The organism is Tissierella pigra, assembly GCF_018917845.1.
Taxonomy (GTDB): domain Bacteria; phylum Bacillota; class Clostridia; order Tissierellales; family Tissierellaceae; genus Tissierella; species Tissierella pigra.
In genome coordinates, this window is the sequence record NZ_JAHLPJ010000001.1 from 2,048,691 (window position 1) to 2,074,507 (window position 25,817).

Sequence of the window (25,817 nt, forward strand, 5' to 3'; positions counted from 1 at the left end):
AAGAGGTGATAGATATGAATCTGAAAAATATTAAACCTAGTTTGGAAAACATAATATCTACTATGGCTAATCTAACAAATATGGAGTATGCCGTATTTAATACCAACTCAGAATTAGTAAGTAGCACACAAATTTATTTGCAAAGAAAAGGAAGAAATGTTCACTCAGCTTCAATAGAAGAAGTTTTGAACCTAGGAAATGTAATAGTAAATAAGCCTGGCTTAATGAACTCCTGTATAGGATGCAGATTTGTAAATAACTGTCCTTCCACTATAGAAGTTTTGTCTTGTATTAAATTAAATGGAATTCCTGTAGGTGTTTTAAGCCTTACTTCCTTTTCCCAAGAAGGACATACTTTGATTGAAGAAAATATACATAACTATATGAATGTTTTAGAAAATACTTCACAACTGATTTCTATGTTTGCTCAAAATGAAATTTCAAATAATAATATTCAAATGTTACATAAAGTAATTCACGAGATAACTAAAGAAAACAATTCTAGTTATATAATAATAGACAAAAATGGCCTTCTGGTACACTGGGATCAAGAATTTGAAGACCTACTTTCCTATTGTAATTTATACACTCAAACTATAGATATTATTTTCCCTGAAAGCATTTGTAATTGGATATTGGATACTAGTAAACCTAGGAAGAAATATTCTGTTAGTGAAAGTTTTCAAGGAATTATTCATATTACACCTTTAATAATAGAATTTGATATCATTGGCTATTTTCTTAAATTAGAAAAAGATGTTGGTCCATCTAAACAATATTTACATCAAGATTATTTAAATTCAATCATTACTAATGATTGCAAAATCAATAATATAAAGAATAGAATTAGAAAATTATCAACATCATCTTCTTCAGTTTTAATTACTGGAAAAACTGGTACTGGCAAGGAGTTGATAGCCAAGGCTATTCATTATACAAGTAATAGATCTGATAGTCCTTTTGTCTCAATAAACTGTGCAAATATACCTGACTCTCTATTTGAATCTGAGCTTTTTGGGTACGAAGAAGGAGCTTTTACCGGTGCTAAGAAAGGTGGTAAATTGGGAATTTTTGAGATGGCTAACGGTGGAACAGTATTCTTAGATGAAATAGGAGAATTACAAGAACATCTACAGGCTAAACTCCTAAGAGTACTTCAGGAAAGTACTATACAAAGATTAGGAAGTGTTACCCCTATATCTGTGGACATTAGAGTTATTGCTGCAACTAATCAAGATTTAGAATCTATGATGGAAGAAAATAGGTTTAGAGAGGATTTGTTCTATAGACTAAATGTTATACCTATTTGCTTACCTCCACTAAATGAAAGGATAGATGATATAGAGCTGCTTACTAGACATTTTATAGATAAATACAATAAAAAGCTTTTTAAAAATGTCAAAGATATTTCAAAAGAAGCCTTAGATATTTTAAAATCCTATCCATGGCCCGGAAATATAAGAGAACTTGAAAATGCCATAGAATACGCAATTAATATGGAAGAAGCTGATATGATTGGAATTGATAATCTTCCTGATAGAATAGCTAAATTCACTGCAAAAGAGAGATTTGATTTTAAAGAATCTATAGCACAAAAGGAAATGGACTTGATTGTTAGTACATTAAATAAGTATGGTTGGAATTTAAGTGGAAAGGAAAAAGCATCAGAAGAACTAGGGATTAGTATTAGAACCCTATATAGAAAAATAGCCGGCTTAGAAAAATAGAATACTCCTTACCTCATTAGGTCATAAGGGTAGTGTGAAACAATATAATATTAATTAACACTTCTTTCTTTCATTACATATTATATCATGAGTGGAAACCACTTAATATAATTATTAATTGGAGGTGCCCTTATGACCGAAATATTAAATAGAAGAGAGGAATGTTCTGATACAGATAGTTCTTTATTGTTTTTCTTTTTACTATTAGTAGTAATCTTCTGTAATTGTGATATGTTTGGAAGAAGATTCTAGGCTCAAGACAGATAAGGCTGCCAATGGCAGCCCTATTCTACTTAACAACTAAATATTCGCAGATACACTTTATTTAATAAATTAAATTCACTTTATTTAAAACTATGTAAATTGCACATTTTTATAGAATAGGATAGAATTAAACAAATTAATTCTAATCAAGTTTAATAAAATATTTCTGCATTTTTCTGACAGCAAAATAATAAGGACAATATGGTCCTAATTATTCCTCACTTATTTATTTCTATTAACGATACATCTATAACTTTTTTCAATACACTAGTTATGTAGCTTCTTTCATTTTCTGTAAATTTCATAGTATCTAAAGAATACAATAAATCCTTAGATATAAGCAATAAATCTTCTAACATAATTTATCACCCCTTATATAGATTTACCTATATACTTCTACATAAGTTTTAAAACTCCTTCAAAAAATAAAAAACTTGAGATTTCTTCCTAAATTTCCTGCACTAATTCTAAATATCTTTCATAAAATCTATGCTTGACTAATGTCTAGCATCTTATTTTTACGTTCAATATAGTTCTATTAAATCATACTATTAATTCTTAAGCTTTTAGCATTATTGATTTATCCTTAAAATTATAATAACATTTATTTTAACCTCTCTTTTGTTACACACAAATATCACAAGATGTATTAATTCTGGAAACACTACATAAGAATACCGTAAAATTCATTTCTGAATAATAAGGTACATAAAAAAGCACTTTACTTTATAGTTATTAAATATAATGTTTATTTTTTGATGTACATTGATTCCTTTTCCACAAATAAAATGCCAATAATGAAAATAAGATGTATCCAACAATTGAAACAATAGATGCTTCTATTCCAAAATCACCACCAGTAATAATTATTGATTTTGATTTGAGAACATATGAGAAAATTGCTTCACTATCATATGTTGGTCCAATGTTTAAAACACCACCAATCATAATACAATTCCATATACCATGTATGATTGCACTATACCAAACGGAACCACTTTCATAAGTAATAAGAGAGAACATGATTCCAACACTGGTGCCAGCTACAAAGAGAAGTAAAATACTAACGAAGTTCATCTCTCTCCCTATTAAATGCAATAATCCAAATGCCATGGATGGTATAAGAATAGCAACCACCTTATTCCATCTCCTTTCCAATGTATGCATGACAATACCACGAAAAACCATTTCTTCAACGACACCAGCACCAATTCCATAATAGAATAATGCTGCTGTGATGATATTCGTCCCTTTAGACAAAGAAACAGAATTACTTATTAACTCTCCAGGCATACATAGTAATGCTACTGAAACTATTGATGGGAGCAAAACAGCACTGATTAACCATACCAGTTTTAATTTTGGCCTTCCCATACCATAATTCTCTAAAAAACTTTTCAAAAATTTAGTACATAAAATCCTTAATAAAAAATATGTCAATAAAACATAAACAATACCAAATATAATGTTACCAATCCAATCTGGAATTGCAGTAACATAGGCAATACTACCTATTAGGTTGGCTACTATTTGCGATACAATCAAAATTAAAATACTTAACATAGCAATCATTACTTCTTTAATTGAAACTTTATTCTCCATTACAACCTCCTATAAATCATTTTTATTCTACATAAACATACTTATACAATTTATCTAATGAGAAAATTATACCATATTATTCCATATCGTCTTATATTTTCAATACTGTACTCTTCAGTTTTCAAGGTTTAATTACACACAAATAGCATTCTATTCTATATATAATGCTTGTGACAGTTATTTAGAAACAACTAATTCCAAATTTTTTTCTTCTTCTGCAATCCTATCTAATATACTAAAGTTTTCTCCATCTTCTATGCCCTGATAATATACATCTCTAAAACCTTCAAATTTTGTATTAGTATTAATAGTACCTTTGAATTCTTTATTATTGTATTCATCTATGACAGCTTTATCTTTAACTAATACTAACCCCCATTCTTGATTTGCTTCTTTTTGTTTTTCAAAAGCCTTATTTAATCCTTCTATAAATCCTAAGGCATAGTCGTTCTCCAAGCCTTTTGTTGAATATCCATCTTTTATATATTCATATCTGAGTTTCTTTATAACACTATTTATACAATCAATTGCATATTCTAATACTATAGTACATACAGTAACATCTTCATCTCTCCCCATAAAAGTTATGGTATGAGTTCTATTAGTTCTAAAAAAAGAATAGCATCCAAAATTCTCTGCAATTACATATGCTAATCTACCTTTCCATTTGGCTTTAGTAAATGTTATATTTGTTTTACTCTCTATTACATTTATTTTTAAATCATTGCAGTCTTCAACCTCTCTTATTGAAAGCTTATGTTTTATTAGCAATTCTTGAGCTTTTAGCATTGCTGATTTGGCTTCATATTCATTTGAGCTTTCACTAAGCGCTAATAATTTTTTTATCCTCACAATTATAGTAGTATTTATTTTAACCACTCCTTTATTACACATAAACAACACAAGATGTATTAATGCTTGAAGTACAACACAAAAATACCGCAGAATTCATTTTTGAATAATACGGTATCTTTACTAAATATTTAATATTAATAATTATAACGTTTAATATAAATATTGTATAAGAAACTTACTGTAGGTTATGCTTATACTATATGTGACCATGACCTTGACTGTTGCCGAAGTTTTGCATAAAGAATTTAATTCAGTTAAGCCATAACCACTCAACACAACTAAAGCGTCTCATTCAACTTCTGAATCTGGAAAGGCAACCCTTTTTTAGACAAATTTATTCCGAACAAGAATATACTTTCTAAATACTGCCTAAGCTGCTAAATCAAAGCTAGCTCTATTTCTATATTCAATTGGTGATATGTATCCTAAAGATCCATGAATTCTTATGTGATTATACCAGTAAATATATTCTGCAAGCTCTAATTTAAGCACTTCCAGACTTTCAAATCTATTTTGATATATAAACTCTACTTTTAGGATTTTATTGGTAGCTTCACTTACAGCATTGTCATAGGGATTCCCCTTCCTACTTAGAGAACGTTCTATGTTAAAGGCTTCTAGGATATTATCTATTTTTATATTATCATATTCCTTACCACGGTCTGAATGAAATATCTTTATATCTTTTAAAGGATAACGGCAGCTTAAAAGTGCTTTTTCTATAAGAGAAGCATCTTTATTGGGACCAGCTGAATAGCCTATTATTTCCCTATTAGATAGATCTACCAAGGTACATAAATAGTTCCACTTACTACCTACTCTGACATAGGTAAGGTCGCTTACTGCAACCTCTAATTTAGCCCTATTATCGAACTGTCTATCAACTACATTAGAGACTTTAGATTCATTACAGCCCCTGCTATGGACCTTATATTGAGCTACAGTGTAGTTAGATACTAAGGCATTTTCTTTCATAATCCTAGCTATCCTTCTTCGTGAAACTTGATAACCTAGCTTTTGAAGCTCTACTTTAATTTTCCTAGTACCATAATTATTTTTACTTCTATGGAAAATTTTCATTATATGTTTCTCTATCTCCGAATCTTTGTTAGAAGAACTAGCTTCCCTATTATTTAGATGATAATATACTAGGCTTCTTGAGACCTTTAAAAGCTTACACATAGCACTAATACTATATTTCCCTCTATTAGAAATAATCAGGTCTACTTTTTGCCTAGTAGTAGTGCTGCCTGCTTTAAAATATCATTCTCCATCTCAAGTTGTTTATTTCTTTTTCTTAGTTCAATTAATTCCTTCTCCTGGTCCGTCATATTATCTTTAGCATTGAAGGATTCAGTTTTATTGTACCTCACTACCCATTGTCTTAGAGTAGATGGAGAGACCCCATATTGCTCATGTAGATCCCTATAGGTATGGTTACCTTGGTTATATATGTTAACTAATTGCTTCTTGAAATTTTCCTCATAATATTTTCTTGACATGATTTTCTCCTCCTAGTTTTATTATATCATGTTCGGAGAAAAACTGTCCTATCTAGTGTAACCTATCCAATCTTTGAGTGAGAAATTAAATATACATTGCCTAAAATGTCGATTTTGTCTCCTTTTACGCGTACAGCACAATCTTTGTTCGACGCATAAATATTTATTTCTTCCGATAAAGAAGACAGTTCACATTGAATCTTCTCAATGTTATTTTCAAGATCAAAATGAGACAGGACAGAAAAATTGTCAAGACCTATACCATGGCAAATAGAGCTTATTTCACCTTTATTACCAGTGTATTTCGAGCATAACCATTTAGCGGACATGTTTATTGCACCAGCACTTGTTCCCATTACAACGGCTCTGCTTTTTTTAATCAAATCTGACAATTCATATTCAATTAAAATACCGTTCTGTTCAATGGTATTTCCACCTAACAAGAAAATGACCGAAGCATTTTGAATTAATTTTTGAGCATCTTCCTTCTGTACACCATAATCAATTAAATGATATTCATCAAACATAATATTAGCCTGGTCAAGCCACGAGCGTTCAGTGGCACCAACTTCCTCGTCTTCATGAAGAAATGGATTTGCACTAATCATAACAAGTGATTTTCTATCAGTTATATCTTCATGTAATAACTTAACTAGCTTCTCAGGAAAAATATCGTTAAACCAACCTAAATAATAGTGAGTTCTCATAAGTACCTCCGTAGTAAAGTTTATATAATATAAATAATCTGTAGTTCACCTTAATATACGACTACAATCTACTTATATAATATATTGTAGCATACATATCATGTAACACCAATAAATTTTGGAAATATCTTACTTTTTAATATCGTATTGTTCAGTTTCCAGTTTCCAATTTTCTATTTCATGTAAATGATTAGCTGTTTTTTTGTGCCAATTTTATTTTTTTGTCTTACATCTATTGCAAATTATCTCTGCCTTTCCTTCAAGTTCAAGAAGTAATTTACTATATTTTTTACATCTTATTTTATTCATTGCTTCACTCTCCAGCTGTCTACTGAATACACTATTTTTAAGCTCGTCTATACTCTCAACAATCTATCTTTATTTAGTTCCTGTTTAAGTAATGTCCCTCTAATTAGTTTTTCCATCTTCTTAATAATCTTTCGACTTCTTCTATGGCAGTTGTTATTTGTTTCTTAGTCATATTCATTCACCTTCTTTTAATTTATTTATTAATAAATTAACTCTTTATTACTATCTCTCATATTCTATTATAAGAGTACTTAATCTAAACTAGATCGGAGGTGTCTTTATGGATGAATTATTAGGTGGCAGAAGAGGATGCGAAAAAGAACGTGGTATGGATACTTCTTTACTATTCTTCTTTTTACTTTTAGTAGTTATTTTCTGTAATTGTGATTTGTTCTAACTTAGAATAATTGAGTCGGGGTTTGTCCCCGATTCTTTTATATCTATAAAGTTTCATTCAATTTTCTGTTTTTTTAAATAGATTCTTATTCCTTCGTTTCCACCTCATAAAACATATTTACTATACTCTAAGTTCCTTGGCCATAGCTTTTAAACTTTTGAAAATGCTACCACTTTTATACAGAGAACCTAACACCGTTATAGCACATGAAATTGATCTAAAAACATTTTTTGTTCTAAATCATAAGTTTATGATAGACATTGAGTTTTTAGACATAAAAAAGGATGATTTCCATTATTGCTTCTAAATACAGATTGATAGCTGGAGAAATTGCAGGGTTAACTTGGGATAATATAGACAAAACAATGATATAATTATAAACAAGCAATTGAAAGAAGATAAGGAGTACAAAAAGATATGAGTAAGAGAATTAAAACACAATAGATTGTTTTCTGAAAAAATTACATCTAGTATGTGTACTAGATTCAATTACAAATTTAAAAGATTAGGCTTTAATATTTTCATACATGACTTAAGGTATACCTATGCACTAATTTAATTGAGATAGGATTAGATTTTAAAACCATGGCTGAATTTATGGGCGATACCCTAGAAATTGCTATAAAGGCATATGCTAATTTCAATAGGGATATGTATAAGGCAGGAAGGAGGCAGTAAATAAATATTTATGTACTGCCGTTTACCTAATCAGTGTTGAATTTAGCCGTTTTTTAGGGATAATTATTACTTAACAACTATATTATATATTTTCCCTGGAACAAATATTTCCTTTACTATATTCTTTCCTTCTAGGAATCTATTAATATTTTCATCAGCTTTTGCTTTTTCTCTTGCTATATCTTGGGATTCGTCAACACTAATTTGTATTGTACCTCTTACTTTGCCGTTTACTTGAACTGGTAGGTCTATTACTTTATCTCTTGTTTTTTCTTCATCATATTTTGGCCAAGCAGTTTCATGAAGATAGCCTTCCAACCCTAATATCTCCCACATTTCCTCTGTTATATGAGGAGCCACAGGGTTTAGTAGTATTATAAATGTCTTTAAATCTTCTTTCTTTATGCTACCATGGTCATTGAATTCATTTAATAGACTCATTAAAGCTGCAATACCTGTATTAAATTTAAGGGTTTCAAAATCTTCAGATACTTTTTTAATAGTCTTGTGAATACTTGATTCTAATTCCTTAGTATAATCTTCACCATCTACTAAAATATCTTGAAGTTTCCATACTCTTTCAAGGAATCGTCTACATCCTTTTACTCCATTTTCTGACCAAGGTACACTTTTTTCAAAGTCACCTATAAACATTTCATAAGTTCTAAGAGTATCTGCACCATAGTCTCTTACTATATCATCAGGATTTATTACATTTCCACGTGATTTTGACATCTTCTCATTATTATCTCCTAGAATCATTCCATGAGAAGTTCTCTTTGCATATGGTTCAGGTATAGGAACTACTCCAATATCATATAAGAATTTATGCCAGAATCTTGAATATAGTAGGTGAAGGGTCGTATGTTCCATTCCACCATTATACCAATCTACTGGTAACCAATAATTTAAAGCTTCTTGAGAAGCAAATTTTTCTTCATTAAAAGGATCGATATATCTTAGGAAGTACCAAGAAGAGCCTGCCCATTGAGGCATTGTATCTGTTTCTCTTTTTCCTTTTCTACCACATTTTGGACAAGTAGTTTCTACCCAATCTGTAATATTTGCCAATGGTGATTCACCATTATCCGCTGGTTCATAGTTTTCTACATCTGGTAACATAACTGGCAGTTCTTTTTCTGGTACTGGGACCCATCCACATTCATCACAGTGTATTAGAGGAATTGGTTCTCCCCAATATCTTTGTCTAGAAAATACCCAGTCTCTTAACTTAAAGTTTACTTTTCTAGTACCAAGATTCTTGTCTTCTAGCCATTTAATCATATATTCCTTAGCCTCTTTTACTTCCATTCCATTGATGAAATCAGAATTTATAGCTATACCTTCTTCTGTATCTGTAAAGGCTTCTTTTTCTACATCTCCACCTTTGATTACTTCAATTATAGGAAGGTTAAATTTCTTAGCAAATTCCCAGTCACGAGTATCATGTCCCGGTACTGCCATTATTGCTCCTGTACCATAACTCATTAAAACATAGTCAGAAATCCAAATAGGAATTTCTCCTCCAGTAGCAGGATTAATAGCTGTTAATCCTTTTATTTCTATACCTGTTTTATCTTTAGATAATTCTGTTCTTTCAAAATCAGATTTCTTACCTACTTCATGTTGATATTCATGAATTTCATCTAAGTTTGTTATTTCTTCCTTATATTTTTCTATTAAAGGATGCTCTGCTGCAATAACCATATATGTTGAACCAAATAATGTATCTGGTCTTGTAGTAAATACTCTTAGCTTATCTTCTTTTCCTGCAATTTGAAAGTCTACCTCTGCTCCCTCAGATTTACCAATCCAGTTAGTTTGCTGAGCCTTTACTCTCTCAATATAATCCACCTTATCTAAATCACTAATTAGTCTATCTGCATATTCTGTTATTTTTAGCATCCATTGGTTTTTAACTTTTCTAACTACTTCTCCACTACATCTTTCGCAGGTTCCTTGAATAACTTCTTCGTTTGCTAAGCCTACTTTACAAGATGGACACCAGTTAATAGGCATTTCTTGTTTATATGCCAATCCTTTTTCATATAGTTTTAGGAATATCCATTGAGTCCATTTATAATAATGTGGATCTGTAGTATTTATTTCCCTTGCCCAATCAAAGGAAAATCCTATGGATTTTAACTGTGATTTAAATCTTGCTACGTTTCTTTCTGTAACTGTTTCTGGATGGATTTTATGTTTAATTGCATAGTTCTCTGTTGGTAATCCAAAGGCATCCCATCCCATTGGATATAATACATTATATCCTTCAAGTCTTCTCTTTCTAGACACAATGTCTAATGCAGTATATGGTCTTGGGTGACCTACATGCAGCCCTTCTCCTGATGGATAAGGGAATTCTACTAAAGCATAAAACTTCGGTTTATTACTTTCATTAGATGCCTTAAAGGGTTGTCTTTCATCCCAAATATCATGCCACTTTTTTTCAATTTCATTTGGTCTATATTCTCTCATAATTATCCTCCTCTTATTTAATCGACAATTAATTTCCTAATTACACTCGTATAGATTTGGTTCTCGTTACGTTTGACCTACATCAGCTCACTGTCGTTCGCTGTGTTAGGTCATAAAAAAGCCCTCCATCTCTAAATAGAGACGAAAGGCAAATTCCGCGGTACCACTCTTATTGATATTTCTATCCACTCAAAATATAACGGCATTTAACCGACTATGACTAATTTCATCATAGTAACTCCTGGACGAGTTCAGTCTTTATCAATACTGTCTTTCACCAACCGACAGCTCTCTATAATTGATATAAGACCTACTACTTCCATTCACAGTATTTATTGATTTAAGCTATATTCTAGCAGAGAAATCCAATAAAATCAAGACTATTTTAAAATATTATAATTATATCATTCTTCCCAAGCAAAAGATCTTTCTACTGCCTTTTTCCATCCTTTATATAATTTATTTATTTTTTCAGTATCCATATTAGGAACAAACTTTCTATCTATTTGCCAATTGTCTAAAACTTCTTCTTTATCTTTCCAAAATCCTACTGCAAGACCAGCTAAATAAGCCACTCCCAAAGCAGTAGTTTCTATGATTCTAGGTCTTTCAACTATGGAAGATAATATATCTGCTTGAAACTGCATTAAAAAATCGTTTCCTACAGCTCCACCATCTACCTTAAGTGATTGAAGTTTAATATTTGAATCTTCTTCCATGGCTTCTAATACATCTCTAGTTTGATAGGCTATAGATTCTAAGGTTGCTCTAATTATATGCTCGGATTTAGCTCCCCTAGTAAGACCTAATATTGCTCCTCTTGCGTACATATCCCAATATGGTGCACCTATACCTACAAAGGCAGGCACTACATATACTCCATTTGTATCTTCAACTTTTGCTGCGTAGTATTCAGATTCTTCTGCTGACCTAATGAGTTTTAGCTCATCCCTTAGCCATTGAATAGAAGCTCCTGCCACAAATATACTTCCCTCTAAAGCATATTCTATTTTACCATCTATCCCCCAGGCTATTGTAGTCAATAATCCCTTTTTGGATAGCACCATGTTTTCCCCTGTATTCATTAGTAAAAAACATCCTGTTCCATAAGTATTTTTAGCCATGCCAGGTTCAAAACAGTTCTGACCAAAAAGTGCTGCCTGTTGATCTCCAGCAATACCAGCTATGGGTATTTTAATGCCATCAAATATATACTCCTCTGTATAACCATATATCTCAGATGAAGGTTTCACTTCTGGTAGCATAGATTTTGGTATATCTAGTACTTCTATTAATTTTTCGTCCCACTTCAATTCTTTTATATTATATAACATAGTTCTAGATGCGTTGGAGTAATCAGTTACATGAACTTTTCCTCTAGTTAAATTCCAGATAATCCAAGTGTCCACAGTTCCAAATAAAAGCTCTCCTTCTTCTGCTAAGTTTCTAGCCCCCTTTACATTATCTAATATCCATTTAATTTTAGTGGCAGAAAAATATGCGTCAATGATTAAGCCAGTATTCTCTCTAATATATTCTTCTAATCCCATTTCTCGAAGTTCACTACATATATCTGCCGTTCGTCTACACTGCCATACTATCCCATTATAAATAGGCTTACCTGTGTTCTTATTCCAAACTATAGTAGTCTCCCTTTGGTTAGTAATACCTATAGCTGCTATTTCATCTCCCCTTATACCTCCCATTTCTAGAGCCTCTCTTGCTACCCCTGATTGTGTGGCCCATATTTCAATAGGGTCATGTTCTACATACCCAGCTTTTGGATATATTTGCTTAAATTCTTTTTGTGCCTTACCTACTATATTACCTGATTTATCAAATATTATAGCTCTAGAGCTTGTTGTCCCCTGATCAAAAGCCATTATATATTTTTTCACCATAGTACCTCCAATGATTTATATCTTTTATTATAATTATATCATATTGCCCTATTGTTCTTCTATTTTTAATTAGATATAATTAGTTGAGGTGATTAAATTGGGATTAAGTATAGAAACCTTTGTTAAGGGAAAAGATGAAATGGAAATATTTTTAAGAATTTGGGATGATGTTTTAAATCCAAAAGGAGTAGTACAAATCTTCCATGGAATGGCTGAACATACAGCTAGATATGATGACTTTGCAAGATTTTTAAATGAAAAGGGATATATAGTTTATGCCGATGATCATAGGGGACATGGTTATTCTGCAAATAAAAATAATATCTTAGGCTATGTTGGAGACAATGGTTTTTATAATATCGTTGAAGATGAAAAAATAATATCTAATCTAATTAAGGAAAAGTATCAAGACCTTCCTTTATATATATTTGCCCATAGCTTTGGATCATTTATTGGTCAAGAATATATAATCAAGTATTCAAAAGATATTAGTGGTATAATCTTATCAGGGTCTGCAAAACAAAATGGTTTAGATATTAAGGCAGGTAATATACTGTCAAATATACAAAATAAATTCTTTGATAATACTTTAGAGGCAAAACTAATTGATAAATTATCCTTTGGTTCTTTTAATAATAAGGTTGAAAATAAAAGAACTGAATTTGATTGGCTAAGTAGAGATAATAAAGAAGTAGATAAATATATAAAAGATGAACTCTGCGGATATATATCTCCAATAAATTTTTATTATAATCTCTTTGAAGGTTTTAAAGGATTATATAAAAAAGAAAGGTTAAATAATATAGTAAAAACTTTACCTATACTAGTCTTATCAGGTGATATGGATCCTGTAGGTAAGTATGGTAAATCTGTAAAGCGATTATATAATCAATACAATGATTTAGATATTCAAGATATTTCTCTGAAATTATATCCTGGTGGAAGACACGAACTTTTAAATGAAGAAAATAAAGAGGAAGTTTATGATTATATATATAGCTGGTTAAAAGGAAGGTAATAATGAGGAGTTATCTACCCATGTGTAGTCTATTTTACCTACAGGTTCTGCTAAGAATGTTTCATATTTAGCATCTGAAAGAGGTGTCCATTGTGTAGTTTCTACTGGTCTACCATTTATTATATTTGCTGGGTTTGTAGCCCCGGGAACTACTCCTCTTGTTTCATAGTGGATACTCTTATTGTAACCCTTATTTACATTCGTTGAGTTCCAGTATTTCCAATGTTCTCCATCTCCTGCTTTAGGGAAATAGTTTTCTCCCCATGCACTGTCCCACTCCTTGAACCCCACATTATCATATGCGGGGCAAGGTCCATGGTTTCTAGTAGGTGGTGTTGGCAGGTCTGTTGTTGTGGTGTAGGAGTACAAGAATACTTCTCTGTAGGAGTCTAAGCATATATAAGGGTTGGAAGCTACGCATGTTGTAGGTCCTTTGCCCTCCGGGGGCATTTGGTTTTTCTTCTCTTCTTTTGCCTTTGTACTAGATGTCTTATGGGTTTCGGTTGTTTCAAATATTAATCCTATAGGGAACATTGCCATTGATTGTCTGTCAAACCAGTCTACATCCAACATTATAGTCCTCAAAGCCTTTTCGTAATCATAATTAGGGTTAGTTGTGGGGTAGTCTCTTTTGAATATTGCCACCATATCTTCAATGAACTTAGGGTCGTGTAAGTTTCCTCCAGTATCACTATGTCGTTTTGCCATTTCCTGAACTGACTTTGGAACCTGAGGCCAATCCTTAATCATCTTCTCAGATACTGTAATATCTGCTGACCACTGAACATAAGTTTGACCATTCTTTGTAACATATCCTTCTATTTTAAAATTTGATAAGGAGTCTGAGTCTAACATTCTATCTCCAAATGTATCTGTAACTTGTTGCCCGTTAGTGATGACTTGCCCGTTAGGGGTGGTATGTCCATTGGAATTGAAGTTTGCCCCTTTACCTGCCCCCTGCAATGCTTCCTTCCCCCAGCTTACGTTTACCTGTGTGGTTCCATTTGGTACTGGTGTCATGTTCACTATTTTCTGCGTGTAGGTGTTGTCCCCATTATCCCTAGTTCTAGTATCATTGGGTTTCCCATCCGGGTTTAGGTAAAATCCTACTCCTGGGACAGATAGGGTTTGATCCCCAACTTCAGCATCATCTGCGAATACCGTAAATGTTGTTAATATCGTTATTAAACAAAGTAGTAATGTTAACCTTCGTTTGTTTATTTTCATTTTAAATCACCTATCTTTATCAGTTGTACAGATTCACTATGTTTCACACCTTTTCTACTTGAAGGTTTATCCCTTTTCATATTCTTTATTTTAACAGGTTTATTTAAATTGATTTCAATTATTGTACCGTTATCATAAAAGTATAATGTCTTTAATGTTTTACCTTCTAGGGTTTCACCTTTATTAGCAAATATTGTACCACTTGATGCTCTTGTTGTATATATGGTTCCCTCTGTATCTGCGATGGCGTAGGTGTGCATGGTTCTAGGGCTTACGGGACTTCTTACGGATAGGCTAAGGTATACACCTATTTCTCCATTATCATATTCGTCGATTCCATATTGAGGTATTATTATATCTTTGTAATAACTAGTTGCATCATATAATTTATTTCCTCTAAAACTTAAATCCAGATTTACATTTCCTAAACCTACTAACTTTTTATATTTATTCTCTACATATTTTCCATCTTTATTTGGTATTTCTTTTATGGTGGATAGGTCTACTGCTGTGTAGCATGGGGGTTTGAAGTACCCCCATCTATCATAATATGATTTCACAACCTCTAAATCCTCAATGGTTGCCTTATTACTACTTTGGCTTGGCTTTTCTACTGGCTTTTCTACTGGTTTTTCAACGGGTTTTTCCACTGGCTTTTCTACCGGTTTAGGTGGAGTAGTTGGTTTCTCTTCTTTTGGTTTCTCTACGGGTTTCTCAACTGGCTTTTCAATCGGCTTCTCAACAGGTTTCTCTACGGGTTTTTCAACAGGTTTCTCTATTGGTTTCTCCACCGGCTTTTCTACTGGTTTTTCAACTGGTTTCTCCACTGGTGTAGTTGGTTTCTCTACTACATGTTCTTGCTTAGGTGCACCTTCTTCTCTTATGTCTATTGCCTTTGCTTCATGATAATAGTCTACTGTATATCCTAGGCTTTCCATTATACTTCTAAATGGTAGGTAGGTTCTGCTTACAGCAGGGTCTACTGTTGCTGAAGTATCTAGTTCTACTAGTTCTCCATTTGAGGACATTACCCTTTTATTTATTGGGTACTTTAATTCTTTACCATTCCCTTTGGCTATAGCTAATGAATTGGCTTGGTCCCATGTTAGGTTTACACCTTCTATATTGTCTGCAATATCCCTTATTGCTACAGATGTTCTTCCATTTACCATTTTAATTCCATAGGCAAACTTGTTATCCAATCTTATTTTTGTGCCATCTTTTTGTATTAGGGTTACTTTGTAGTTGTAGGCTGCATCTTCCATCTTTTCAACATTGGTCTTGTATTGGGTGAATGGGTTTCCATTATTCTCCATGTTATTTAATAATGCTACTTGTGTAGTATTTGATATATTCTCCACAGCATTACAACCTACTGGTCCTAATAGTGTAATCGCAACTAATGTACCTACTCCTGTTTTCTTTAAAATATCTGCTTTCTTATTCATTTATATTTTCCCCCTATTTTTTATAATTGTTCTTTAATTCAAGTTTTTACTAACTTATGTAATTTAAAAATAAATTCATCCAATTTTACTCTATAAAATACGACAGGAATTTGGTATACCTGTCGTATTTATATTATTTTTAGTTATCAAGTTGTTCCTTTAATTCTTCCACCTCAGATTTAGAAAGACCTGTTGCTTTTACTACTAATGCTATTTCTACACCTTCTTTTAATAAGTTTTTAGCTATCTCAATATTTCTTTTCTGCATTCCTTCTTGTCTTCCTTCGAGTAATCCTTTCTGCATTCCTTCTTGTAGTCCTTTTTCCATTCCTAATAACTCTCTTCTTTCTAAGATACTCATAGTAACAGCCCCCTTTCCATCTAATCTCCTTATTTCCTCTTTTATATCTTCCTCTGTAGCATCACTATTGGTTAATTCTATATATCTTAAATATATTTCCCCATAATATATTATTGTCTCCAATGACTCTTCTTTTTGTACCTCATCCAATGCTAATAGAAAATTTTCCAGAACCACTTCCAAATCCTCTTCAAAGGAATATTTAAACGCCTTTAGCATCATTGCTGTTAATCTAGTTAGTTTCTGAAAGTCATTTTCTTTATATTCCCCTATATTGAAAAAATCATATTTGAATACTGGTACTCTTTCTTTAAAGTATTCTGGTAACTGATAAAAATCTGGTATCATATCTCTTATATCGGTTCTAATATTCCATTTTTCTTTTCCATGATAAATAAGCATTGGAATTATAATTGGCAGTTCTTCTTTGTTTTCTTTTTGTATTATTGTCATCCACGATTCTAACATATATTTATTTAATTGAAATATTGCTAATTTATCTTTATAGGACTTATGCTCTATTAGAAAAGATATATAAGCATCTTTATTGTTTATTTTTACCCTATAAATTAAATCTGAAAAGTTTTCTTGTAATTCTTTGTTTATAAAGGTATCCTTTTGAAGTTCTAAACTCTCCATATCTATTATATCTAAAGCTTCTTTAGGTATATTATTTTCTATAAAATCTTTTGCTATTCTTTTCTGACTAAATACTTCCTTAAATGTGACATCATGCTTATTTACTACTTCATTTTTCATCTTATCACCAACTTTTTTTAGTCTTCCCAAATTTATTATATCATTTATATAATTATTCTTCTACATATTCTAGTGGTATAATCTTATTCTATTATATCTACTTTAATATTGATGATTCTAAAAAATCCATATTAAGTATAGGCTTTTGTATAATTTCTACAACTGCTGTTTATTCAAAATCATATTAATCCTATACATTTTATATTGATTTATAGCCACTTTGCATAGCTAACATTATACGTTTTCTAAATATTATTATATAAACACTTTGTGTAGTTTATCAAAGAACACTACTTTTGAAAACATAAAAACTTTATGATTTTTTAGCTTGTTTATAGTTAGAACCTATAATTTTTAATTATCATTTTCTATAATATAAAATTTAGTTAAAATTTCGGCTTTAAATTTCAACGTGATTGATGAATAATCTTAGAATATTAACATATATTCCAAACTTCTTCATATAATTAGATAATTTAAAAAACCTCTGTAAATAATATTATCTACAGAGGTTTTTTAATATTGTTATATTTACATATCCCTAAACTATTACTGTCTCTACTTTACTCAAAGAATCCTAAAATAAATACTCCTATGGTTATCATTATAATAGTAAAATATTGATTTTTACTCAATTTTTCTTTCAGCCATATTCTTCCAAAGATTACAGCTACAATACTATCTATGGACATTAATGGTGCTGCAACTACTGAGTTTCCAGTTAATGCATAGACATAGAAAAATTGTCCTGCAGTTTCACAAATTCCACCTATTATATTGAATTTCTCATCTTTAATATTATATCTTTCCTTCTTAATAACTACTAGGTAAAATAAAGATATTAAAGCTACAATAAAAAAAGTAAGTTCAAATGAAATCAATGCTTCTTCTGGTGTAAGGATATTACTTAAATACACATCATCTAAAAATGTTGCAAAGGCATCAACTACAGCATAGATTATAGGAAATATAAGGGCTACTGCTCCAAGATTAAGCTTTTTTTCCTCCAAACTTAAATCTTTTTTCCTAGCTTCTTTGCCTTCTAATACTGCCAACAAAATAAGACCAATTGTTATAAGACTTACTGCTAAAAATTGAATACCTGTCATTGTTTTACCTAGTACCATAAAAGACAATATACCTGCCATTGCTCCTGAGGTACTGGCTACAGGTGAACCTACTGATATTTGAAGGTATCTATATCCATAAAAATCTACTGCCATAGATAATATGTATAAAAAGGATACTGGAAAGTATATAAAGTTAGTCTTTATACTATAATTAAAATCCAATTTATATAATTCTACAAAAGCTTGTAATCCCATAATAATACCAATCATAATTAAAATTCTTAAATGACTATATTTGTCGTTAGGATCAGTCCCCCTCTTAAAAGATACATCTGATAATCCCCAAAATAATGTGGCTAATAATGCTAAACTAAACCATGTTAATTCCATATGTTTTCTCCTTTGTTTTATAATATGAATAATTATTATAGCATAGTCTACTATTCCTTTAAAGAAGATTATAACTATAAAAGCAATAAAAAAGCTAACTATATTTAAAAAACTAGTTAGCTTTTTTATTATAATTTTTTCTAAAATTCTGCTGATTTTACTGTTCTTGGGAATGGGATTACGTCTCTTATATTTGTCATTCCTGTTATATACATAACAGCTCTCTCAAATCCAAGTCCATATCCTGCATGTTTTGTACCACCAAATTTTCTTAGTTCTAGATACCACCAGTAATCCTCTGGGTCCATTCCGTTTTCTATTATTTTTTGTTCTAGTAGTTCAAGTCTTTCTTCTCTTTGAGAACCTCCTATGATTTCTCCAACGCCTGGAACTAAAAGGTCCATGGCTGCTACGGTTTTTCCATCATCGTTTAATCTCATATAAAATGCCTTTATTTCCTTTGGATAATCTACGACAAATACTGGCTTTTTAAATACTTTCTCTGATAAATATCTTTCATGTTCAGTTTGCAAGTCCATACCCCATTCTACTGGATATTGGAATTCTTCACCTGATTTTTGAAGTAATTCCACTGCTTCAGTATATGTTATACGTCCAAAATCTGAATTAACTACATTTTCAAGTCTTTCAATTAAACCTTTATCTACAAAACTGTTGAAAAACTCCACTTCTTCCTTAGCATTTTCCATTACATATTTAATTATATATTTCATCATATCTTCAGCTAATTGCATATCATCATTAATATCAGCAAAAGCAATTTCTGGTTCTATCATCCAAAACTCTGCTGCATGTCTTGCAGTATTAGAGTTTTCAGCTCTAAATGTTGGACCAAAAGTATAAATGTCTTTATATGCTAAAGCAAAAGCTTCTCCCTCTAATTGACCTGATACTGTAAGACTAGTTTCTTTACCAAAAAAATCCTTTGTAAAGTCAATTTCTTTCTTATCATTCATAGGAATATTGTGAAAATCTAAGGTAGATACTCTAAACATTTCTCCTGCACCTTCAGCATCTGAAGCTGTAACAATTGGAGTATGAACATATACAAATCCTCTTTCTTGGAAGAATTTGTGTATTGCATAAGCAAGAATAGATCTTACTCTAAATACAGCATTAAATGTATTAGCTCTAGGTCTTAAATGGGCTATGGTTCTCATATATTCAAAAGTATGCCTTTTCTTTTGTAGCGGATAATCTGCTGTAGAATATCCTTCTATTTCTATTTCACTTGCCTTAATTTCAAAGGGCTGTTTTGCCTCTGGTGTAGGTACTAATATACCTTTAACCATTATTGATGAACTAAGGGGCAATTTTTCCACTTCTTTAAAGTTTTCTAAACTTTCCTCAAATACTATTTGAATGTTTTTAAAAAATGTACCATCATTTAACTCTAGGAATCCAAAGGTCTTTGAACTTCTTGATGTTCTTATCCAGCCTTCAAGTACAACTTCATTATTTAAATACTTCTCAGTCTCTTTATAAATTTCCCTAATTGTAGTTTTCATTTTTATTCTCCTCTCTATTATGATTTAATTTTTGGTACGTTTGACCTACATCAGCTCACTATCGTTCACTAAGTTAGGTCATAAAAAAACCTTTCATCTCTTTTTGATTATAGAGACGAAAGGTAAATTTCGCGGTACCACCCTAATTGCTAATAGCCACTTTAACACACATCTTAATGTGCTTCACATATAACGGTGTGATTCCGTCTAAGTCTACTCTCTTAATGATTTCAATTAGAAACTCAAGGATGTTCTTCAATATAAGTCTCGTACCTATGTCTCACTATCATAGGCTCCCTTTGACTACCTCTTATATTTACTCTTCCTATCAAAGTTTTTTCCTTACTTTTATATAATTATAGTTATTTTACCTAAAGTTGTCAATGAATTTAGCTAATCTTTATTTTATTTCTTTATTATATCCATTTTACTAAATTTATACTATGAAAAAATTCCTTATAAAGCTGCATTTACAAGAAATACTATTTATCTTAGCTTTTGGTCTTCATCGATATAGTCCAACTCTTCTTTGAATATTTCTCTTGCATTTTCTATTTTTATAGGATCCTGAGTTTTTAGTGCAGATTCAAATTTTGTAATTATATAATCTAACTGCTTCCTAGCTTCTCCTACACTTTCTTCATACATTCTCTCACTCCTAAATAAAAGAAGTTTATTTTTTTCCTGCTCTCTAGGAGGAATCTTCAAGTAACTTATTTCTTCCATTCGTTTTTCTATCATTTCATCAGTCATATCATTATTTTTATTTTTGATAATTTGTTTAACTTTATTTCCTGTGGAATTTACTTTAACTTCTACTTCCAGTATAGAATTAATATCATAAGTATATGTTACATCTATACTTTCTTCACCTGCCAAAGCCAATGGAACTTCCACAAATAGTTCTCCCAAAGATATATTATTCTTTGCGAATCTGCTCTCCCCTTGAAGTATATTTATTCTTATTTTACTTTGATTATCATATACCGTATATAGTGTCTGAGTTCTACTTGCAGGAATTACAGTATTTCTATCTATTATTGGACAGAAATAACCTGCCTCTATCCTATTATTTTCTCTTTCCATAACAACTTCTGTCCCTAAAGTATATGGACAAACATCTGTTAAAATTACTTCTTTTATATATTGATTTCTTTCTTTTAAAGCAGCTTGAATTGCTGCACCTAGGGATACGGCTTCATCAGGATTAATTGATGTATTTGGAAATCTGCCAAAAAGCTTATTTACAAATTTTCTTACAATAGGAAGCTTTGTAGAACCTCCTACAAGTATTACATCATCTATTTGAGATAATCTCAGATTTGTATCACTTAAACTTCTCTTTATGGGATTTCTTATTTTTTCTAAAAGAAGTTCACAAGCCTCCTCGTAATCATCAATATCTATTTGAAATTCAATTCGTTCATCATTTATAATACAGTTCATAGAAGATATTTTACTATCTGAAAATCCTCTTTTGCATTTCTCTGCTTGGTCCAATATATGTGATAAAGTTTTTGAATCTAAAGATTCTCTATCGATTTTATTTTTTTTAATAAATAGTTCAACTAAAATTTGAGTAAAATCTTCTCCTCCTAAATAGTTGTCACCAGCCACTGCTCTAACTTCAAGTATATTATTAAAAAGCTCTAAAATAGAGACGTCAAATGTACCTCCACCTAAATCAAATACTAAAATTTTAGCATCTGCTTTTTTTTGATACAATCCATAAGCTATGGCTGCGGCTGTAGGCTCACTTATAATACGCTCTACTTTGAATCCAGCCATTTCTCCCGCTTTTTTAGTTGCTTTTCTCTGTTCATCATTGAAATATGCAGGAACGCTTATTACTGCTTCTTCTACTTTTTCACCAAGAAAATGTTCTGCATCTTCTTTTAAATATTTCAATATAAATGAAGATAACTCTTCGGCATTAAATTCATTTTTCCCCAGCTTAAAAACTTTTTGACTTCCCATATCTCTTTTAAAAACCTGTGCTGTACTGTCATAGTAAACTGCACTTCTTTCTAGGGCTGTTTCACCTACGTATATATTAGAGTTTTCATCTATACCAACAACAGATGGTGTTAGACTTTTCCCTAAACGATTGGGAATTATTTTTGCACCATCTTCTGTAAAATATGATACCGAACTGTTTGTTGTACCTAAATCTATTCCTATTATCATGCTATTCTCCCCTTACTCTTTAGATGCCAATCTTTTAACTGCAATACACACATCAAGACATTCTGGCTCATATTCCAACACTATATTATAATTCTTCAATGCTTCTTCTATATCTCCTTTTGCCTCTGCTAACATACCTACCAAAGCAAACTTTTCATAACATTTTCCATATGGACAACCTTTGCATTTTTTATATTTATCCATTTCAGCAATATAATATTCAGCTTTTTCAATATCTCCCATATATATATATGCTCTTGTTATGCCATATAATCTAGCAGGAATATATCCAGTATCTGTAAAAAACTCTTTTTCATCACCTATATCTTTAATATAATACTCAATTGATTTTTTGAAATAATCTTCTTTTTTAAATCCTAAAAATTTATATGACATTCCCATATTCAAATATATCTCGTACAAATTCTCATAATCTGTTTTATCCACGTCTTTTAATGCTTTTTTATAATAATGAAGGGCTTTCATATATTTATTTTGGTATAAATACAAATCACCTAAATCAAGATAAACCTCTGTATTATTCTTACCTTTACAAATTGCATCCTTATAAGAGGATTTTGCCTTGGATAAATCACCTTTAAGTTTATATAAGTCTCCCTTTCTACGTTTGATTTTATTTATATCTGCATTTTCTACATTTTCCATATGTTTGCTACATATTTTAATTCCTTCATCATATTTGCCCATTATTATATACAGACTTCTTAAACTCTCGTAAAAAACATCTTTATTAGGAAACCTTTCCAATCCTTTTTTTAAATATTCCTCAGCTTTGTCATATTGTTCCAATACCCTATAAGTCTTTGCTATATTATTAAATGGCAAGTGTGTTTCTTCATAATCCAGACATTCCATAGATTTAAGATAGTACTCTAGAGCTTTCTCATACTCTCCTAAATTGTGATAATTAAATCCTAAATTATTGTATGGAAACGGATTTGCAGAATCTAGCTCAATTGATTTCAAATAGTTATCTATACCTTCTTCAGTTCTTCCAAGTCTTGAAAGCGTAAGCCCTTTTGAAAGATAGTTGTATCCCGTCTCCTTCATTTCAATTAGTTTATCCCTATATTTTAAAGCTTCATTATAATAGTTTCTTTCTTCATCTCCCGTTGCGTATTGTGCTTTTTCCTCTAACATACTGGCAATTGAAGAATATGCTTCTGTACGTTCTGGATTAATATCTAGAAGCTTATTATAATATGCTATAGCTTCATCTAAATTACCCTTTCCCTCATGAGCTGATGCTAAACGGTAAATAACTTTTTCGTCATTAGGATATTCTTTATCAAGCTCTGTAAATATACTTATTGCTTCATGGTATTCTTCTAGTTCATGATGTATATATCCTTTATAAAATACAAATTCAATATTTTGAGTTAATTTAACAGCTTCATTTATAGCATTAAGTGCGTCTTCAAATTCATACATAGCCACACACACATCTGCTTCTGTATATAAAATATCCAAATAGAACTCTTCATCATAATTATTTTTTACATGGTCATCTTTTAAGTCCAATACTAATTTATATGCCTGCTCTTTTACTTCTCCTATGGTTTCAAGAGTTTGCCTTAAAGCTTTAATTTTATAAAGCTTTATTTCTTCATTGTTTATATCATTGTCTTCGGCTCTTTGTATAATATCTAAACAATCTTCGTACTTGCCAAACAGATGGAATGTCTTTATTGCTAGAAGATATGGCATGTAATATCCTGGTTCTATATTTACAGCATTATAATAATCATCAATTACATCCTGATACCTCTCCATATTGTAATATGCTTCTTGTCTGCATAAATATGCTGGATAATAATCTGATGCTTTACTGATTATTTCATCACATATATCTATACATTCCTCATTATTTTCATATTTTAAAAATGTTTGCGCTTTATAATTCATATATAGTAGCTTGTTATTTTCAACTTTTTCATTTTGAATAGCCTTTTCTAAATAATTTAAAACTTCTTTGAAATTTTCTTCGCTTTGTTCTTTTAAGTTTGAAAGAGCTATTGCAATTGTATAATAAGAGTATCCAAAGTTTCTTAATCTCTTTTCTGCATCTTCGCTTCCATCATCTTCTATTTTTTCTAAATCATCTACCCAAGCTAGTAAAAGAGGATATGCCTTTTCATAATTGTTCACAGATAAATATGTTCTTCCCATTAAATTATTATATAATGGTTTTTTATCTTCTGGAATATTTGAATCTTCTAGAAGATTTATGGTATCATCAAATCTATGATTTTGATAGAAACACCATCCTAATTCTACTAATGTTTCAAAATCATCGGGATTTTCGTCAAGTTGTTCTTTATAACTTTCCATTAAATATTCATTTGCTCTCATCATTTCATTTAAAGCATTTTGGTCACCAGAATAGACATATAGCATATCAATAAACCATTCTTTTGCTTCAAGATATTCCTTCTCTGCTAAAAAACATCTACCTAATCCTAGTTTGGCACTGTAATGAGTGGGAATTTTTTCAATAAGTTTTTCATAGTATTTTTTTGCTCTAGAGATTTCATTTAACTGAAAAGAAGCTTCTGCCACATATAAAGTAATATAATCACAATCAGGATACTTATTTCCCAATTCTATTATAATTTCTTCTGCATATTTATCCTTCCCCAATTTTAAATAATGTCGAACAACTTCTACATCTTCATATGGATGATAAATTGCATTGTTTTTCATTATTTCGATTTCTTTCTCTATACCATCTAAATCATTATAATCTAGCATATCTTTTACTTTAAAATAATGCCTTATATAATCATCATATTCTCCAAATTCGGGACCTTCAAATAAATAAAAATCCAAAAAATCCTCATAAATTATAGAATTACATACAAAATCTATGAAATTTTTAGGGAATTTCTCATAAAGCTTTTCTCTATCATCTGTAATATCAAATCGTTCATCTATTAATGTCCACACTTTATGAGGCAGATAGTAATTATCCATAAAAAAAGCAAGTAACTTTTCTTGAGCAATCCCTACTGTATCTAAAGCTACACAAATATCATCATCTAAAAGTTCTTTCCATTTATTAGTAGATACTCGGTCTGGAAAATTAAAGTATATTTCTTCTACTTTTTTCATCCACTTTCCAACATCATCTAAATCATCAAATTCTATAAACGTCTGTTCCTTCTTTAATTCTTGTATATGTATAATAGCATCTTCATATGCTTTTCTAAGTTCCTTAAATCCTTCTGGATCATCTTCTGGGTTTACATTAACAAGTTTTTCTCTATATGCAGATTTAATTAAATCTTCATCCTTAGTTTTATCGATTCCTAGTACATTCCAAAATTTTTCCATTGTTCTTTTCGCCCCTTTTTAAAGTTTTATATTTCTATTATATTTGATGAGGAT

16 protein-coding genes and 2 other annotated features are annotated in these 25,817 nt (G+C 30.8%); of the genes, 2 read left to right on the top strand and 14 right to left on the bottom strand.

What is annotated here, in order from left to right; all coding sequences use genetic code 11:
* Positions 1-14: 14 nt before the first annotated feature.
* Entirely contained in the window at positions 15-1,727 is a 1,713-nt protein-coding gene (locus KQI41_RS10075) for a sigma-54 interaction domain-containing protein (protein WP_216585236.1), read from the top strand.
* Between the two features lie 482 nt (positions 1,728-2,209).
* Here the strand turns inward: KQI41_RS10075 and KQI41_RS10080 are convergent, their stop codons facing one another.
* The 7 genes from KQI41_RS10080 to glpK form a co-directional block, all read right to left on the bottom strand.
* Positions 2,210-2,350 carry a hypothetical protein gene (locus tag KQI41_RS10080; RefSeq protein ID WP_154441448.1) on the bottom strand — a complete coding sequence of 47 codons (141 nt, stop codon included), beginning with the start codon at positions 2,348-2,350 and terminating at the stop codon, positions 2,210-2,212.
* 376 nt (positions 2,351-2,726) lie between these two features.
* Positions 2,727-3,593 carry a CPBP family intramembrane glutamic endopeptidase gene (locus tag KQI41_RS10085; RefSeq protein WP_216585237.1) on the bottom strand — a complete coding sequence of 289 codons (867 nt, stop codon included), beginning with the start codon at positions 3,591-3,593 and terminating at the stop codon, positions 2,727-2,729.
* Positions 3,594-3,770: 177 nt separating this feature from the next.
* Positions 3,771-4,487, bottom strand: a complete 717-nt coding sequence (locus KQI41_RS10090) for a DUF2786 domain-containing protein (protein ID WP_216585238.1) — start codon at positions 4,485-4,487, stop codon at positions 3,771-3,773.
* Positions 4,488-4,817: 330 nt separating this feature from the next.
* Positions 4,818-5,950, bottom strand: a protein-coding gene (locus tag KQI41_RS10095) for an IS3 family transposase (RefSeq protein WP_216584816.1) whose coding sequence is annotated in 2 segments (ribosomal slippage) — positions 4,818-5,680 and positions 5,680-5,950 — 1,134 coding nt in all. Because the reading frame shifts where the segments join, the coding sequence is not laid out codon by codon here.
* A 62-nt stretch (positions 5,951-6,012) separates the two neighbouring features.
* Positions 6,013-6,657, bottom strand: a complete 645-nt coding sequence (locus tag KQI41_RS10100) for a Type 1 glutamine amidotransferase-like domain-containing protein (protein WP_216585239.1) — start codon at positions 6,655-6,657, stop codon at positions 6,013-6,015.
* A gap of 1,450 nt (positions 6,658-8,107) precedes the next feature.
* Positions 8,108-10,519: a leucine--tRNA ligase gene (leuS, locus tag KQI41_RS10105; RefSeq protein ID WP_216585240.1), complete on the bottom strand. Its 2,412-nt coding sequence runs from the start codon at positions 10,517-10,519 to the stop codon at positions 8,108-8,110.
* Between the two features lie 134 nt (positions 10,520-10,653).
* Positions 10,654-10,855: a binding site (T-box leader), on the bottom strand.
* Between the two features lie 68 nt (positions 10,856-10,923).
* A complete protein-coding gene (gene glpK / locus KQI41_RS10110) occupies positions 10,924-12,420 on the bottom strand; it encodes a glycerol kinase GlpK (protein ID WP_154439774.1) in 1,497 nt (498 codons plus the stop codon).
* A 97-nt stretch (positions 12,421-12,517) separates the two neighbouring features.
* Here glpK and KQI41_RS10115 point away from each other — a divergent pair, with 97 nt between their 5' ends.
* Positions 12,518-13,438 (top strand): alpha/beta hydrolase, encoded by a 921-nt coding sequence (locus tag KQI41_RS10115; protein WP_154439773.1) that lies wholly within the window; start codon positions 12,518-12,520, stop codon positions 13,436-13,438.
* Here the strand turns inward: KQI41_RS10115 and KQI41_RS10120 are convergent.
* The 7 genes from KQI41_RS10120 to KQI41_RS10150 form a co-directional block, all read right to left on the bottom strand.
* Complete coding sequence (locus tag KQI41_RS10120) at positions 13,424-14,665, bottom strand: hypothetical protein (protein WP_216585242.1); 1,242 nt, start codon at positions 14,663-14,665, stop codon at positions 13,424-13,426. The two genes, KQI41_RS10115 and KQI41_RS10120, sit on opposite strands and share 15 nt — an antisense overlap.
* Positions 14,662-16,113, bottom strand: coding sequence for a stalk domain-containing protein (locus tag KQI41_RS10125; protein WP_154439771.1), 1,452 nt, complete (start codon positions 16,111-16,113; stop codon positions 14,662-14,664). Before KQI41_RS10125 ends, KQI41_RS10120 begins: the two co-directional genes overlap by 4 nt.
* Positions 16,114-16,252: 139 nt before the next feature.
* On the bottom strand, positions 16,253-17,233 hold the full coding sequence (locus KQI41_RS10130; protein WP_154439770.1) for an Rpn family recombination-promoting nuclease/putative transposase: 981 nt from the start codon (positions 17,231-17,233) through the stop codon (positions 16,253-16,255).
* A gap of 563 nt (positions 17,234-17,796) precedes the next feature.
* Positions 17,797-18,693 (bottom strand): DMT family transporter, encoded by an 897-nt coding sequence (locus KQI41_RS10135; protein WP_216585243.1) that lies wholly within the window; start codon positions 18,691-18,693, stop codon positions 17,797-17,799.
* Positions 18,694-18,833: 140 nt separating this feature from the next.
* Positions 18,834-20,222, bottom strand: coding sequence for an asparagine--tRNA ligase (gene asnS, locus KQI41_RS10140; RefSeq protein ID WP_154439768.1), 1,389 nt, complete (start codon positions 20,220-20,222; stop codon positions 18,834-18,836).
* Positions 20,223-20,330: 108 nt separating this feature from the next.
* Positions 20,331-20,563: a binding site (T-box leader), on the bottom strand.
* Between the two features lie 145 nt (positions 20,564-20,708).
* Positions 20,709-22,409, bottom strand: coding sequence for an Hsp70 family protein (locus KQI41_RS10145; protein ID WP_154439767.1), 1,701 nt, complete (start codon positions 22,407-22,409; stop codon positions 20,709-20,711).
* A 12-nt stretch (positions 22,410-22,421) separates the two neighbouring features.
* Positions 22,422-25,763 (bottom strand): tetratricopeptide repeat protein, encoded by a 3,342-nt coding sequence (locus KQI41_RS10150; protein WP_154439766.1) that lies wholly within the window; start codon positions 25,761-25,763, stop codon positions 22,422-22,424.
* Positions 25,764-25,817: the final 54 nt, after the last annotated feature.